The sequence below is a fragment of the Candidatus Magnetobacterium casense genome, assembly GCF_000714715.1.
GTDB lineage: Bacteria > Nitrospirota > Thermodesulfovibrionia > Thermodesulfovibrionales > Magnetobacteriaceae > Magnetobacterium > Magnetobacterium casense.
The window spans coordinates 1-15,720 of record NZ_JMFO01000007.1 but is presented as its reverse complement, the minus strand read 5'-3'; the positions used below and the strand labels follow the sequence as shown (position 1 = coordinate 15,720).

The 15,720-nt window shown below is 49.8% G+C and carries 13 protein-coding genes and 1 pseudogene; 12 read left to right on the top strand and 2 right to left on the bottom strand.

The genetic code is table 11. From position 1 onward, the window contains the following. Window positions 1-10 precede the first annotated feature (10 nt). The gene (locus tag Mcas_RS05585) at window positions 11-541 is read right to left on the bottom strand and encodes a Uma2 family endonuclease (protein ID WP_040334543.1); all 531 of its coding nucleotides are present in this window, start codon (window positions 539-541) and stop codon (window positions 11-13) included. A gap of 149 nt (window positions 542-690) precedes the next feature. Continuing rightward, window positions 691-2,922, bottom strand: coding sequence for a heavy metal translocating P-type ATPase (locus tag Mcas_RS05580; protein ID WP_040334542.1), 2,232 nt, complete (start codon window positions 2,920-2,922; stop codon window positions 691-693). Between the two features lie 303 nt (window positions 2,923-3,225). On the opposite strand from Mcas_RS05580, the gene Mcas_RS05575 reads away from it, so the two are divergent. The 12 genes and pseudogenes from Mcas_RS05575 to Mcas_RS05525 all read left to right on the top strand — a co-directional run. Continuing rightward, the gene (locus Mcas_RS05575; protein ID WP_040334541.1) at window positions 3,226-3,414 is read left to right on the top strand and encodes a ferredoxin; all 189 of its coding nucleotides are present in this window, start codon (window positions 3,226-3,228) and stop codon (window positions 3,412-3,414) included. Window positions 3,415-3,500: 86 nt separating this feature from the next. Continuing rightward, entirely contained in the window at window positions 3,501-3,734 is a 234-nt protein-coding gene (locus Mcas_RS05570; RefSeq protein ID WP_040334540.1) for a type II toxin-antitoxin system HicB family antitoxin, read from the top strand. A 47-nt stretch (window positions 3,735-3,781) separates the two neighbouring features. Next, window positions 3,782-4,042 (top strand): nucleotidyltransferase family protein, encoded by a 261-nt coding sequence (locus Mcas_RS05565; protein ID WP_200873640.1) that lies wholly within the window; start codon window positions 3,782-3,784, stop codon window positions 4,040-4,042. Between the two features lie 64 nt (window positions 4,043-4,106). Beyond that, entirely contained in the window at window positions 4,107-4,856 is a 750-nt protein-coding gene (locus Mcas_RS05560) for an N-acyl homoserine lactonase family protein (RefSeq protein ID WP_040334538.1), read from the top strand. Window positions 4,857-4,909: 53 nt separating this feature from the next. Further along, a complete protein-coding gene (locus Mcas_RS16340) occupies window positions 4,910-6,145 on the top strand; it encodes a trypsin-like peptidase domain-containing protein (RefSeq protein WP_081853635.1) in 1,236 nt (411 codons plus the stop codon). A gap of 27 nt (window positions 6,146-6,172) precedes the next feature. Continuing rightward, a complete protein-coding gene (locus Mcas_RS05550) occupies window positions 6,173-6,640 on the top strand; it encodes a YbjN domain-containing protein (RefSeq protein ID WP_040334537.1) in 468 nt (155 codons plus the stop codon). A gap of 79 nt (window positions 6,641-6,719) precedes the next feature. After that, window positions 6,720-7,268, top strand: a complete 549-nt coding sequence (gene rsmD, locus Mcas_RS05545) for a 16S rRNA (guanine(966)-N(2))-methyltransferase RsmD (protein WP_040334611.1) — start codon at window positions 6,720-6,722, stop codon at window positions 7,266-7,268. Between the two features lie 88 nt (window positions 7,269-7,356). Next, the gene (locus tag Mcas_RS05540) at window positions 7,357-8,244 is read left to right on the top strand and encodes a ParA family protein (RefSeq protein ID WP_040334536.1); all 888 of its coding nucleotides are present in this window, start codon (window positions 7,357-7,359) and stop codon (window positions 8,242-8,244) included. 19 nt (window positions 8,245-8,263) lie between these two features. Next, window positions 8,264-8,896: a hypothetical protein gene (locus tag Mcas_RS05535; RefSeq protein WP_040334535.1), complete on the top strand. Its 633-nt coding sequence runs from the start codon at window positions 8,264-8,266 to the stop codon at window positions 8,894-8,896. 177 nt (window positions 8,897-9,073) lie between these two features. Further along, window positions 9,074-14,896 (top strand): alpha-2-macroglobulin family protein, encoded by a 5,823-nt coding sequence (locus Mcas_RS05530; protein ID WP_052566896.1) that lies wholly within the window; start codon window positions 9,074-9,076, stop codon window positions 14,894-14,896. Window positions 14,897-15,196: 300 nt separating this feature from the next. After that, the gene (locus Mcas_RS18050; protein WP_156033176.1) at window positions 15,197-15,346 is read left to right on the top strand and encodes a hypothetical protein; all 150 of its coding nucleotides are present in this window, start codon (window positions 15,197-15,199) and stop codon (window positions 15,344-15,346) included. Between the two features lie 39 nt (window positions 15,347-15,385). Then, window positions 15,386-15,720, top strand: a pseudogene (locus tag Mcas_RS05525) (ISAzo13 family transposase); the annotation flags it as partial.

Sequence of the window (15,720 nt, the reverse complement as noted above, 5' to 3'; positions counted from 1 at the left end):
TCCTCTATCCCTAAAAAGAGAAGTCACCAAACACGTCCTTAATGTCTATCTCCAGCCCTTCAATGACCTTGGACTTGACGATCACCTCTCCCTCTGATGTGGAAAAAAGCTCGTATACGCCCCCTTCGATAATAAATACTTCAATGGTCTCAAATTCAGGAAGGACTATCCAAAACTCAGGCACTTTATAGCGTTCATATATTTTTTTCTTGGTAACAGTGTCTTTAGTAACTGACCCCTTAGAGACTATCTCACAAACCATATCGGGCACACCCCGTATCCAGTCTTGAAAGATATCTATATTCTCTTTTCTGATAAACAAGATATCAGGCTGTAATCTTTGTTCACCTTCTTTGAGGATAACGTCAAGCGGGGAATAAAAAACCTTACCTGTTTTAGTCTTTTTTATGTGCTGACGTATAAGGTCGTATAGATTACTGCTAACATCCTGATGCTTTCCAAACGGACTAGGCCCCATAACTTCCACCCCATTGATGATCTCAGTCAAGTCAAGGTCTCTCTCTAATGTCTGTGTTTCCATATAGATTTAGTGTAGCATAGAGGGTTGTTTTTTAGCATCTGGTAGCACTCCATTCAAACGTGGACACATTGCTTAAGCATAACTAACAGTGCCATATTATGCGGGTACAGAAATGGCTTAAATCCTGCTAACCACAGTTGATTGTGGTGCTACCCGCTTGATTGGAGTGCTACCCTCAGCCGCAGGGAGTTGGTGACAACCGACACCGAGCTAAAGGCCATGGCCAGCGAGGCAAGCATGGGGTTTAGCAGCGGACCGCCAAAGAGATATAGCACTCCGCCCGCAATCGGGATGCCGATTATGTTGTAGAAGAAGGCCCAGAACAGGTTCTGCCTGATGACCCTCATGGTTGCGAGTGAGAGCGTTATGGCATCGACAACACTCATGAGGTCGCCCCTGATAAGCGTGATATCGGAGGACTCTATGGCCACATCTGCCCCCGTTCCAATGGCAATGCCCACGTCGGCCTGTGCCAGCGCCGGAGCATCGTTTATGCCATCGCCCACCATGGCGACCAATCCTGTCGTTGCTCCCTTGAGCTGCCTGATGACATCGAGTTTCTCCTGCGGCTGCACGCCGGCAAAGACACGGGTGATTGAGACCTGCCCTGCAATGGCCTCCGCCGTTTTTTGATTATCTCCGGTGAGCATTACCACCTCTATGCCCATATCCGTGAGCCTTCTGACGGCATCGGGCGATGTCTCCTTGATGGTATCGGCAATGGCAAAGACGGCCGCCGCACTGCCACCCACTGCCATGACCACAACTGTCTTGGCCTCCTGCGTCAGGCGCTCGACATCGGGCATCAGCGCAGAGCAATCAATCCCCTCCCTCGTCATAAGCTGTATGTTGCCAATGACGATCTCATCGCCCATACCCTTTAAGCGTCCCCGGATGCCCCCCCCGGGCAGCGACGCCACGCCCTCTGCCCCAATGAGCTCAATCCCCCTGTCCCTGGCGAGGTTAACAATGGCCGCTCCAAGTGGGTGCTCCGACTCCTGCTCTATCGACGCGGCAAACCTCAGTGCCTGTTGAACGTCCATTGCAGAGCCGGGACTTGTGCTTACCTCTGCAACGCTTGGTCTGCCAACGGTTATGGTGCCGGTCTTGTCCATGACGACGGTGCGTACCTTGCATGTCTTTTCAAGTGCCTCGGCATCCCGTATGAGTATCCCCTGACGTGCCCCCCTGCCGCTTCCCACCATGATAGCGGTAGGTGTTGCCAACCCCAGGGCACACGGACAGGCAATGATCAGCACGGCTATGAAGTTCATCATAGCCATCGTAAAAGATGGCCCCCAAGTGTACCACAGCAAAAACGTCAGCACGGCTATCGATATCACAACGGGGACAAACACCGATGCCACCTTATCGGCAAACCTCTGTATGGGGGCCTTGGACCCCTGTGCCTGTTCAATCAGCCTGACAATCCGTTCGATGGTGGAGTCCTCGCCGACCTTCGTTGCCCTGAACTTAAGCACTGCCAAACCATTTAGCGTACCTGACAGCAGGATGTCGCCCACGGTCTTGTCAACGGGCAAGCTCTCCCCCGTTAGCATGGACTCATCCACAGCAGACGTCCCCTCAACAACGACGCCGTCAACTGCGATCCGCTCACCGGCCCTGGCTACTACGATGTCGCCCACGACGACGTCCTCCACGGGGATATCCGATTGCACGCCATTGCGTATGACGCTTGCCGTCTCTGCCTGCATCCCGATGAGGTGCCTTATGGCCTCCGACGTGTGTCCCTTTGCCCGCATTTCTAACATCCTGCCCAGCAGGATCAGCGTGATTATCACCGCCGAGGTATCAAAGTATACGTGTGGGGTAATCCCGCCGGCCTCAAATAGCCCCGGGGCAAACACCGCCACACTGCTGTAGAGGTATGCCGCGGTGGTGCCAACCGCTATGAGTGTGTTCATGTTGGTCGAAAAGTGCCTCAGCGCCGATATGGCTGCCCCGTAAAAACGCATCCCCAACCACAACTGCACCACACTGGCCAGGACAAAGAGCACATACCGGTTGGAGAGCACGGGCAGCGTAAACATCGACCCCGCAGCAATCGGGATAGTCAACAGTGCGGCTATGATGAAGTGCGTCTTTAGGGCTTTGAAGTCCCTCTGGCGTTCAACTCTCTCCTTGTCGGTGCGGGATTGTGTGATAAGTTCTGCCTCGTAGCCGCAGTTGACGATGGCCACCCTGATGCCCTCAAAATCGACAATGGCTGGCAAGTATTGGATGAATGCCCTCTCAGCGGCCAGGTTCACTGACACGGAGGTGACCCCCTTCAGTGAGCGCAAGGCCCTCTCCGCAGCCCCAACGCACGCAGCACAGCTCATACCCTTTATCCGAACCTTTATCGACGTTGTCTCATTCATTGTAAGAAAAGAAAAGAACAAGGGGGCGGTTTGTGGCAGGGGCGGGTGCGACCCGCTGCGGGAAAATCGTGCCTTACCCCCTCCGCCCCCCCTTGACCCCCCTGCAAGGGGGCCAGCCCCCTTGACCCCTTCTGAACAGGTTCCAAGCTTAGGATGATGTCAACTGCCAATTTTACACCATAGAAATATTTTTACTTGCATATTTGTCACTCTTTTGTTTAACATTATTGTACCATAAAGGGACAAGTTTTGGGTGCAGAGAGCATCCAATGAAATGTATATATAAAAAAGGAGGATTTATTTATGAGCATGCCGGAAGTTGATTCTGACCTGTGTACCGGGTGTGAGACGTGTGTTTCACTGGCCCCTGATGTATTTGAGATGCAGGGAGACAAGGCCTTTGCCTACGGTGCGGATAAGGGCGAATCCCTCAAGGATCAGGTGCAGGAAGCCATTGACACTTGCCCTGTTGAAGCTATTGCCTGGAAGTAATTAGCCGTAGACGGCTACACCTACTGGAGGGGGCTGCATCCGATGTGGTCCCCTTTTCGGTAGAGACAATGTCAGGGAGGTTTTAAATGAAGATAAAAGTCATAGTAGAAAAAGGAGAGGATGGCTATTTTGTAGCCCATTGTCCGTCATTAAAAAGTTGTTGGTCACAAGGTAAGACTCAGCAGGAGGTTTTGACCAATATCAAGGAGGCTATTGAGTTGTTTATAGAGCCAGATTACGATGAAGTTGACCGTTTTACGTTAAAAAATTCTTTGCGTGATGCAGAAATAAACATTGAAGAGTTTTTAAGTAACATTTAAGTGTTGTACGCTTTAATGGTACTATGAAAGCGCAAGAGATAGAAGAGATGATAGTATCTGTTCTCAGGCAGTATGATGCCACGATGATAGGACTGTTCGGTTCTTATGCCAGAGGGCAGGAGACACCCGATAGTGATATAGATATCCTTGTAAGTTTTAGCGACAGCAAAAGCCTTCTTGAGCTTGTTGCAATAGAGAGGGAGTTGACAGAAAGCATTAATCATAAGGTTGACCTCTTAACTGAACATGCCATTAGTCCGTATCTCATAGACAATATAAGGAAAGACCTCAGAGTAATATACCAGTGAATAAAGACGATAAATATTATATAAATTATGATAGAATCCCTGATAAAGGAGGTTTCAGTCAGTCATGGGCGTTTATAAGATACACCCCATAGTGATGGGGATGAAGGTGTTTGACAAGACGATGATGACCTACCAGTATGGCTATGGTCAGGTGTTTACGATACCGATCTACAGTTGGTATCTGGAGGGTGATGGGCCTAAGATACTTGTTGATACGGGGGAGTTGGCCCCTGCGCGCTCCCAGGCGGCAGAAAAGGCCATAGGTGGCAGAATATACACGTTTGAGGAGGGCCTTGCCAAGTACAACCTTGTCCCGGAGGACATTGACATAGTCATCCACACGCACCTGCACAACGACCACTGCGAAAACGACGAAAAATGCGTCAACGCCGACATCTACGTACACGCAGAAGAGATACAACGCATACACAACCCCCACCCCCTGGACTTCCGGTACATGGAGGACTACATCCTGGAGGTGGAGCAGAGGGGGCAACTCAAGCCTATGTACGTCGATAAGGAGATAGTCAGCGGCATTGTCGCCATACACACGCCCGTACACACCGAAGGCGGGATGAGCATCGAGGTGCAGACAAACAGTGGTAAGGCCATCATCACGGGCTTTTGCTGCATTATGGAAAACTTCAATCCACCGCCCACCATCAGGGGCATGGACATGGAGGTGATCCCCACGGGTACCCACGTAAACGTCTATGAGGCATACGACATCATGGTCCAAATCAGGGATATGGCCGACATCCTGCTGCCCCTGCACGAACCCAGCTTCGCCTCCGTTGATACCATACCGACATAAAGCCTGGGGTTGTAAACATGGGTAAGCTATTTTAGCACAGCATTTAGGAGGCTATGATGAAATCCGTCAGCAGAGGTCAGAGATTAAAGCTGTCAACCGTGACAACCGACGACAACGTTACAGTCAGAATAGGTTGGGGTAGCAACTGCAGGCTCTTTTTCGATGTCTGTTGTCTGGCTCTGGATGCACACGAAAAGCTGTTAAATGAAAAATACTTCATATTCTACAATCAGATGGAATCTCCTTGTAAGGGTATCAGATTTGACAATGCCAACGCCGGCTATAAGGACTTCTCCGTTTCGTTTAAAAGGTTGTCAAAGGACGTAAGGAAGCTCATATTTGTACAAACCATTGATGGTAATGATCTGATGTCTCAGTTGTCTGGCGCCTATACGCAGGTATTGTCATCCGTGGGGACACTGCTTTCGTATGAGTATCCCGGCAGTGATTTCTCCTCGGAGCGGTCGATAATTACATGTGAACTCTACTTCACGGATGAATGGAGATTCAGTGCCATGGGACAGGGTTTTTCCGGGGGGTTCAGCGAAATACTCAAGTTCTATGCCCCCGATATTGATATCGATACCGCCGGCACTGATGCCGCCTCCGGGCAACCACAACACCATCCCCTGGCCCCTAAGGAAATCTTTAACCAGGTGGTGGATGCCGTTGTGTTGATTGAGACAAGTGACGGCAGTGGCAGCGGATTCTTTGTGGCCCCCGATGGACTGATTGTTACAAACAGGCATGTGGTGGCAAACAATGTCAGTGTCAATGTCAGACTGTACAATAAAAAAGAGTTCAGAGGTAAGGTGATATATCACTTTAAAGACGCAGACATAGCGTTTGTCAAGATAGACGCCGCTTCTCCCAGGACGGTTACGATGGCTCAGTTGTACAGACACAAGCTGGAGGTAGGTGACAGGGTCTATGCCATTGGCAATCCTGCGGGGCTTAGTTTTACCTTTACTGATGGCCTGATCAGCGATATAAACCGGCAGATAAACAGCAGAAGATATATTCAAACCAATGTGGCCATAAATCCTGGCAACAGCGGAGGTCCCCTGTTTAATGACTATGGCGAGGCGATCGGTGTAAATACCAGTGGCATAAGAGGTATGCAGGGTCTTAATTTCGCCATTCCTGCCGATATACTTCAGGAGAAGATTAAAAGGGTCAGAGGTCTCATCGGAAGTATGCGTGAAAAATACTACTGCCACATCTGCGGCAAGCTGACCTCATACAATGATTACTGTGAATTCTGTGGTGCCGTGATAAAAAAGGATTAACCGTAAGCCGCTGACGAGGATACAAGAATGAGTAAAAAGAAGAAATCAGAAAGAACTATTGATGAAGTAATCTCCATGGTAGATACGCTCCTTGAAGGCAAGGGGATTAATGTGGCAAATTCACGCTACAAGGACAATCTGACCAGGCACCCCTACTGGGTTATTTCCAGGGGCAGTGCGGTGATATTTATTCGTTTGTTTATCGTTGAGGACATCACGGTTATCAGCATAGAATCTCCTGTCGTGTTTTTGCCTGACAACAGGATAGTTGCCATTTACAGGCGATGCCTTGAGCTGAATATGTATACAAACAACTGTGCATTTGCCGTCGTTAACGATATCATTTATCTGGTAAACAGGCGTCCTATAGAGGGTCTGGACATTGAGGAACTTGAGTTTAATCTGGATACGCTGTCGTATTTTGCGGACAAGTACGACAATGAGTTTGCGGATGAGTTTGGTGCGCGGATTTTTACGGAGCATGACCCGTATTAGCACAATAAGTAATAACTACCAGGCAGCAGGAAATCCCCTGATGTCTTAGGTGACAGAGCAAGTCTTACATGCGCGGGGCATGAGGATCACAGGTGGTAGCTCAAAGGGCAGGATGCTTGCCTCTGCAGGGGCGGGTAAGGGAGTCCGCCCCACCGGTGCAAAGGTACGTCAGGCGCTATTTAACATCCTCCGTGAGGGGATTGTGGGTGCGGCCTTCCTGGACCTGTATGCCGGCAGTGGGGCGGTGGGGTTTGAGGCCCTCAGCAGGGGTGCCGCATGGGTCTGCTTCGTCGATAAAGACCCCGCAGCCATAGACAACATAAAGAGATATCCGCCGTTCTGCTCCACCCCAAACAATCAGGCAATTGTGGCACCTGCCGCAGAGGCGCTAAAGAAATTTGCAATCCACTCGGAGACCTTTGACGTAGTCTACGTTGACCCCCCATATAACAGCGATGAGATCGATATCACCCTCCCCCTCATAGGCACCGGCAGTGTACTGAAAAAAGACGCTGTAGTGATTGTCGAACACCCCTCAAGGCGCTCCATGTCTGAGATATCGGAGAGGCTTACGCTTAAACGATCGTACAGATACGGCGATACAATGCTCAGTGTATACCGGCTTTGACAACGATTGATTGGGTTGCTGCCGGTTTTTTACAGCAAGAATTATATTACACAAATATGCTATACTAATTCGGTAGCTATTAAGATATATGCGTAAGATAGCCATAATAAACTTTAAGGGTGGTGTCGGTAAGACCACGATTACATGGTTGTTGGGAAAGTACGTCTCCCAGGCCCTGAAGAAGCGGGTCTTGCTCTTTGACATCGACGCCCAGATGTCTCTGACACAAGCCCTGACTAGTGATGAGGAGGGCGCAATTGATGCTCACTTCAGGTATTGGCAAAAAGCCTGTCGCCAAAAAAATATGACCATTAGCAACGCGTGGGAAAAATTCGTAGATGGAAATAGGCGTTTCGATTTTGATGTAGATAATGGTTTTATATACACTGAACTATCAAACAGTCTGCATTTTGTGCCTGCCGTAGAGGGCTTATACTACCATGAGATAGTCCGTATCATAGACCCTAATATAATCAGACACTCCCGAGAGTTTATAACACAATTAATCAACAAGATTGAAAAGTCGGAAAAATTAACACCCTATGATTATATTTTGTTTGATTGTCCACCGTCATTAAGTATCTTGAGTTTCTCTGTACTGCAATGTGTTGATACGCTTATAATACCAATAAATCCTGATTTTTTCGCCATCAATGGACTTGGCTTACTTTTAAAGGATGTACTATGGGAGTTAAGAAATCATGGAATCTTTGAACATAGCGTTTTTCCGAAGATTTACGTCTTAATGAACAAGGCACAACTTGCAAAAGGTAGCTCTTTTACCAAAGAGACTAATAGTTATTTCTTAGACGCAAAAAGCAAAGCAGTGGAATATTCAAATAATAATACATTTATCATTGAATGTTTAGATAATTTTCTACGAGATAGTGTCTCAATTAAAAGGGTTTTCAGGAATGATTTGCCCTATGATGTCAGAGAACAGCTAAATAAAATTTGTGACGAACTTAGTTTTTAGATAACACGGAGGAATAACATTGATACATCAAGATAAGGATAAGCTGACTAACCTCGATATTATAAAAGCCTTAAAAGATATAAACAACTCAATAAAAAATCTGGAAGAACATCTATCTAAAATAGACAAGGCTATTGCTGATATAAAAGACAATAAGCCGAAAAAAGAACCTCTACCTCTTTCTACAATGGATAAGTTACTAGAAGATTGGAATATTGGAAAAAAGGATGAAGTTGAACAAGAAATTAGAACTCACACTATACCAACTTTAAAAAAGCTATGCACTGGAAGTGGATTAAAAACAAAAACAAGACCGTCGAAAGAAGAACTTATAAGTCTTATTACATCAAACTTAAACGAACTTTCAAAACAAAAATCACAACCAACGCAGACTATTGAACTTTCATCTGGAGATAGAGAAAAACTACAGAGTAAATTCAATGAACTGTCACGAATATGGGCATCTGGAGAGGAAAAAAAAGAAGAAGAGGCGAAAGAAAAAGAGGTAAAAATCGAAGTCGAACGCTGCTCAGATGAAGATTTACAACGCTTATGCGAGGCAAACTATTTAGAAATCAAAGGTGAACCTATAAGGGAAAATATGCTCAAGGCAATATATAATAAATTACGTGAAAGAAGACGTTATAGGTAACAATCAAAGTATCTGTACATAAAGATAACATGTAGAATTAGTCTATAACGGGTTCAAAGGGTCCGTGACCCTTTGTGGGTGGGTCTGAGGGAGGGGTCGGCGACCCCCGGCATAAAAGGGGCAAAGCCATCCCTATCTATGTTTTTGCTTTTTGTTGTATTTTAAGGAGGTTTGGTTGTGCTAAGGGTTTTGGTGTTGTTGTTTGGTTGTGTGTTTTTGATTCCGGGGACGACGCATTCAGGTGCTGCTGGTACGGTTGAGATGTTTTCTCCGGAGGGGACGGTTAAGAACGTAAGACAGGTCACTGTGCGCTTTTCTGAGCAGATGGTTCCATTTGGACAGCCCCGTCTTGACAACCCTTTCAAGATTGACTGCGTCCAGAAGGGGGCAGGCCGATGGGTGGATGGCAAAAACTGGTCATACGACTTCGATAATGACCTCCCAGGTGGGGTGGTGTGCAAGTTCACACTGAAACCTGAACTCAAGACACTAAACGGCAGACCCATCGAAGGCAAACGGGAGTTTTCCTTCTCCACCGGTGGGCCGGTAATTGTAAAAATGCGCCCCTACGAAGGCAACGAGCAGATCGATGAAAAACAGGTCTTCGTGCTCACGCTAAATACGGAGGCCGTTGAGGACAGCATCACCAAAAACGTCTACTGCGCCATCGACGGTATAAATGACCGAGTCGGGGTCAACATCCTAAAGGGACAAGATCGCTTGGACTACATAAAAACCGCCTACGGTTACGGCGACAAAAAGAGCGCCAACCCAAAATTCATCGTCCTGACCTGCAAACGCACCTTCCCACCCAACACCATCGTAAAACTCGTCTGGGGCAAGGATGTTAAGAGTCTCAGCGGTGTCTCTAACGCTGCCGATCAGGTGCTGGCCTATAAGAGCAGGGCAGAGTTTACGGCTACGTTTCACTGTATGCGAGAGAAGGCCGGCAGCGGCTGTATCCCCATATCTAACATGAATCTGAACTTTTCGGCTCCCGTAAGCAGTGACCTGGCAAGAGGCATCGTGCTAAAGAGCAGCGATGGCAAGGTCATAAAAAACACACTCGCCGCCGAAAGCAAGGACGGCAAGGCCAACAAAGACGACTATGTCAGCTATGTAAACTTTGTGGGACCTTTCCCCGAACACACAAAGTATACACTTGAATTAAATGCCACGCTCAAGGACGATTCCGGCAGGGAGCTGTCCAATCAGGGCAAGTTCCCGCTTGCGGTGAGCACGGAAGGCTATCCGCCACTGGCGAAGTTTGCCTCACGCTTTGGGATCATAGAGCTTAAGGCCGGGGCCATGCTGCCCCTGACCGTCAGAAACATCGAACAGGAACTTAAACTCTGGCTAAAAAAATCCGGCCAGGATATACACCCTCAACAAAAACCACCGGAAACAAACGCAAACATCAACGGCAAGATTCATAAGGTCGTCCCGGGCGATGATGAAGAGGTCATAAAGTGGCTAAACACCATAGCCTCTGCCAAGCGTGAAAAGCCGGCACTTAAGGCAGCCAAGGGGGTTGACGAACTCAGGATACCAAAACCGGAAGGGGCCAAGGCCTTTGAGGTCATAGGAATTCCACTGAAAAAACCCGGCCTGTACATAGTCGAATTAGAGAGCGAGGTACTTGGTGCCTCACTGCTGGCCAAACCCGCACCCATGTACGTCCCCACGGCAGCGCTTGTGACCAATATGGTGGCACACTTTAAGTGGGGACGAGAGTCATCCGCCGTGTGGGTGACATCCCTGGATGATGCCGCACCCGTAAAGGACGCCTCCGTCGTCATAAGGGATTGTACCGGCAAGGTCAGATGGACCGGTAAGACCGACTCAGACGGATTAGCACGCATAGACCAGGAACTACCCTCGCAGAGTAAACTGCCCTGGTGCAAGGCCGATAAGTTCAACTACTCCGAACTGTCCGGCTCACTGACACGAATAAACGGTGGCCTGTTTGTCTTTGTACGCAGCGCCGATGACATGACCTTTACCCATTCGTCCTGGAATGAGGGCATAGAGCCTTGGCGCTTTAAGATTGAATCGGCAGCAGAGATGAGCGATTATAGTCAAAGTGGCGAAGGTCGTGGTCTCATTGCCCATACCGTCTTTGATCGCACGCTTGTCAGGGCCGGTGAGACTCTGCATATGAAGCATATCATCAGGGGACATACCACCAAGGGGTTTGAGTTCCTGCCAAAGTCCAAAGCCCCCGGAAAGCTCCTCATCAGACACATGGGCAGCGAGCAGACCTACGAGCTTGCACTGAAGTGGACACCAACGGGTAGTGCGGAGTCCACATGGAAGGTACCTGAAGACGCCAAACTTGGCGCCTACGAGTTGATCATAGAGGCGGAGGTCTGGGGCAACAGCAAGGACAAAACCAATCTGCTGTCGGGCAGCTTCAGGGTCGAGGAGTTCCGTGTTCCGCTGATGAAGGGTGTTGTCCAGGGTCCGGCAGAACCCCTCGTGGGGGTTACGGAGGCTCCGGTGGATGTGGCCGTGACGTATCTATCCGGTGGGGGGACATCCGGATTACCCGTTAAGCTGCGTTCAGACGTACAGCCCAAGACCGTTACGGTGCCCGATTACGAGGGTTTTTCCTTCTCAACAGGAGGTGTCAAAGAGGGTGTGGTTCCGGCCTACCAGCAACAGGAGGATACGGAGGATACCGATGTCTCGGATGCCACAGTTGGGCAAGACGCGGATGCCGCTGTCCCCTCGGAAGAGGCAAAGAGACGTGCCAAGATGCACAGCACAGACCTCACCCTCGATAAGGCCGGTGCTGCAAGGACAAAGATTTCCGGTCTGATACCGGCAGATACCCCAAGGGATATCCTCGCAGAGCTTGAATACAGAGACCCAAACGGAGAGGTTCAGACCGTATCCTCACGGATTGCACTGTATCCGTCAAAGTGGTTGATTGGCATAAAACCGGAGGGCTGGACGCTCTCAAACGATTCAGTCAAGTGTGAGGTTGCCGTGGTCAACCTCCGTGGGAAGCCCGTTGCCGGTGCGGACGTTGTGGTAAACATGTTTGAGCGTAGAACGATTTCGCACAGGAGGCGTCTTACGGGCGGGTTTTACTCCTTTGAACACATGACGGAGATCAAAAAGGTTGCCCCCCTGTGTACCGGCAAGACCAACGCACAAGGACTCCTGTCGTGCGAAGGCAAAAGCCCCATATCGGGCAGCGTTATCCTCCAGGCACAGGCCATTGACGACTCAAAGAAGGTCTCTGTGACAAGACAGGAGGTCTGGGTGGCAGGCAAGGGTGAGTGGTGGTTTGAGGCAGGCAGCGATGACCGGATCGACCTCCTGCCTGAGAAGAAGAAGTATGAGCCTGGCCAGATGGCAAGGTTTCAGGTGAGGATGCCCTTCAGTGAGGCAAATGTGCTTGTCAGCGTGGAACGGGAGGGGATCATTAACGTATATCTGAAGAAGATATCCAGAAAGTCCCCCGTGATCGAAATACCGATAAAGGACAACTATGCCCCCAACGTCTATGTTTCGGCCATTGTGGTGCGTGGCCGTGTGGGGGAGGGTAAACCAACGGCACTGTTTGACCCGGGCAAACCCGCCTACAAGCTGGGACTGACACAGATAAACGTTGGCTGGCAGCCCTACACCTTAAAAGTCAGCGTTTCAACCGACCAAGCCGTCTACAAGGTGCGCCAGAAGGCTGCGGTCAAGGTGAAGGTGCGCACGGTTTCAGACCCCGCGACTGTAAGGAGCGAATCTGATAAAATACCCCCAAAAGGAACAGAGGTTGCCATCGCTGCCGTAGATGAGGGGTTGCTGGAGCTTAAACCCAACCTCAGTTGGCAGTTGCTTGAGGCAATGATGCAGCACAGACCCTACGAGGTCGAAACCTCAACGGCTCAGATGATGGTGGTGGGCAAGCGGCACTTTGGCAAGAAGTCGCTCCCCGCCGGGGGTGGTGGCGGCAAGAGCACCACGCGTGAGCTCTTTGACACTCTGTTGTTGTGGAAGTCCACCGTGGTGTTGGATGACAAGGGTGAGGCATTGGTACACATTCCGCTGAATGACTCATTGACGTCATTTAAGATCGTGGCAGTGGCAACCGCGACAACGTGGCTTTTTGGCACCGGTGAGACCTCCATACGGACAACACAGGAGCTGATGCTGCTGTCCGGTCTGCCTCCGCTTGTAAGACAGGGGGACAAGTTTCGTGCCGGCTTTACTGTAAGAAATGCCTCCAACAAGGACATGACCGTTGAGGTGACCCTCACCAGTGACAAGACGTCCACCGCGGCACTTAAACCGATTAACGTCCAACTCAAACCCGGTGCGGCAGACAACATAGGCTGGGACATCGTCGCCCCTAATCAGGATAAGCTCACCTACGAAGCCAAGGCCAGGCAGACCAACGGAGAAGCCGCTGATAAGGTCAAGGTCTCCGTCAAGGCCATTGCCCCCTACATGGTGCGAACCATCCAGGCAACGCTCACACAACTTGACGGTACATCGAGCATGGAGGTGGAAAGACCCGCCGATGCCCTGCCCGCCCTTGGCGGAATACGGGTGACGCTGAGGCCCACGCTTGAAAATTCCCTGGTTGGTGTAACCGACTACATGAAGGCATATCCCTATACGTGTATGGAGCAGAAGGTCTCACGGGCGGTGGCGCTCAGGGATGATTTGCTGTGGGAGGATACCGTTAATGAAATGCCGGCGCATACAGACTCCGCCGGACTGCTTAAGTACTTTCCGACCATGCAGTATGGCAGCGACGTGCTGACGTCATACGTGTTGGCGATCAGCCATGAGGCGGGCTATGAGCTTTCTGATAACGTGCGTGCTTTGCTGCTTGCCGGTCTGAGGGGTTTTGTTGAGGGCAAGGTTATCCGGCGTTCTGCGCTGCCCACGGCAGACCTTTCGATCCGGAAGATGGCCGCCGTGGAGGCCCTCAGTCGTTACGGGGCTGCCGATGTGGCCCTGTTGGGGTCGATTGCGATAGAGCCAAACCTTTGGCCGACGTCGGCGGTGATAGATTGGATCAATGTGCTACAGAGGCTCAAGGCCATACCCGATGCCGATAAGAAGCTGACCGAGGCACTGCACATCCTGCACAGCCGGATGAATTTCCAGGGTACGACGATGGGCTTTTCCACGGAATCGATGGATAATCTGTGGTGGTTGATGACCACACCCGACCTCAATGCCGTAAAGGCCTTGCTTGCCGTTGTGCAGTTGCCAACGTGGAAGGAGGATATACCGCGGATGGTCTCAGGGGCGTTGGGGAGGTTGAGGAAGGGCAGGTGGGATACCACGCCGGCCAATGCCTGGGGCGTGTTGGCGATGGCGCGATTTACGCAGGTCTTTGAGAAGGTGCCTGTTACCGGTCATACGGTTTCAACGCTCAACAAGCAGTCTAAGGCAGTTGATTGGACAGCGGTCAAGGGGTCTGCCAAAGGCTCTGAGAGTACCCTCCTGAAGTGGCCGGAGACGAAGGAAACCTTGACCGTTAAACACGATGGGACTGGCAAACCGTGGTTGACCGTGCAGTCGCTGGCTGCCACGGTGTTGAAGGAGCCGTTTTCGAGTGGCTACAAGATAAAAAAGACCGTTACCCCTGTAGACCAGAAGGTCAAAGGCAAGTACACCAGCGGCGATGTCGTAAAGGTGCATCTTGAGCTGGAGGCACAATCTGATATGACGTGGGTTGTGATAAATGATCCGATCCCGGCCGGGGCAACGATCCTTGGGGGTGGTTTGGGGCGTGATTCATCATTGCTTTCGCGAGATAGCGGCGGCAATGGTTGGGTGTGGGAGGCATACAGGGAGCTTTCCTTTGAGGGGCTGCGAGTGTATTACGAGTACGTCCCCAAGGGCAATTGGAGCGTTGATTACGTGATCAGGCTCAACAACAGCGGTGTATTTCAGTTGCCGCAGACTCGTGTAGAGGCCCTTTATGCCCCTGAGATGTTCGGAGAACTCCCAAATGCAAACTGGGAAATACTGCCCTGAAGAAAAAAAAAGAAGAAAAGAAAGAAGGGGGCGGTCTGTGGCAGGGGTGCCTCACCCCCTCCGCCCCTCCCTCAGACCCACCCCGCAAGGGGGCCAACCCCCTTGACCCCTTCTACTTGAGCCTGTTTACTTTATCGTGCCTACTTTTATAGTGTGAGCGGGAAAATATTCAATCGCACAAGAAAATATCCTTGACAAATGTAATTTTGTTGTGCGATAATACCTGTCATGATTAGTTACGACGCACTAATGCCTAATTCTATAACGTTTGAGCTAAGATACTCGGGAGGTTATCTTTATATGGATAACCGTGGAAAGATATTGAGGGAGATTTCTGAAAACCTGAAAGAAATCGGGCGTGTAGATATTAACGAGGATAAAACGTCAATAGTGTTTCCAAAAAAGAAGCTAAGGATTTGTCCACAAATAACTTGTACAAATGGTGTCTAAATATGTTATGATCAAAAAGTGCAAAGCGATACCGAACTTATGATACAAAGAAAATTTGAAGTACTCAAAGATGTTTTAGACGAACAAGGCAGACGAATGTGGGCTGCAGTGGAAGCCGAGGCATTGGGACGAGGAGGAGTTACTTCAGTTTCCATATCTACTGGTCTTTCGCGGACAACGATATATGAAGGAATTAGACGTATTGCTGAATCAAAGGAAAAACCTTCAAAAGGGAAAAAGAAGATACGTTTACCTGGAGGTGGACGCAAGCCGGTTGTTGAAACAGACCCATCCGTGCTTGTAGATATTGAGGGGTTGGTAGATCCGGTTACCCGAGGAGACCCTGAGTCTCCATTACGGTGGACCTGTAAGAG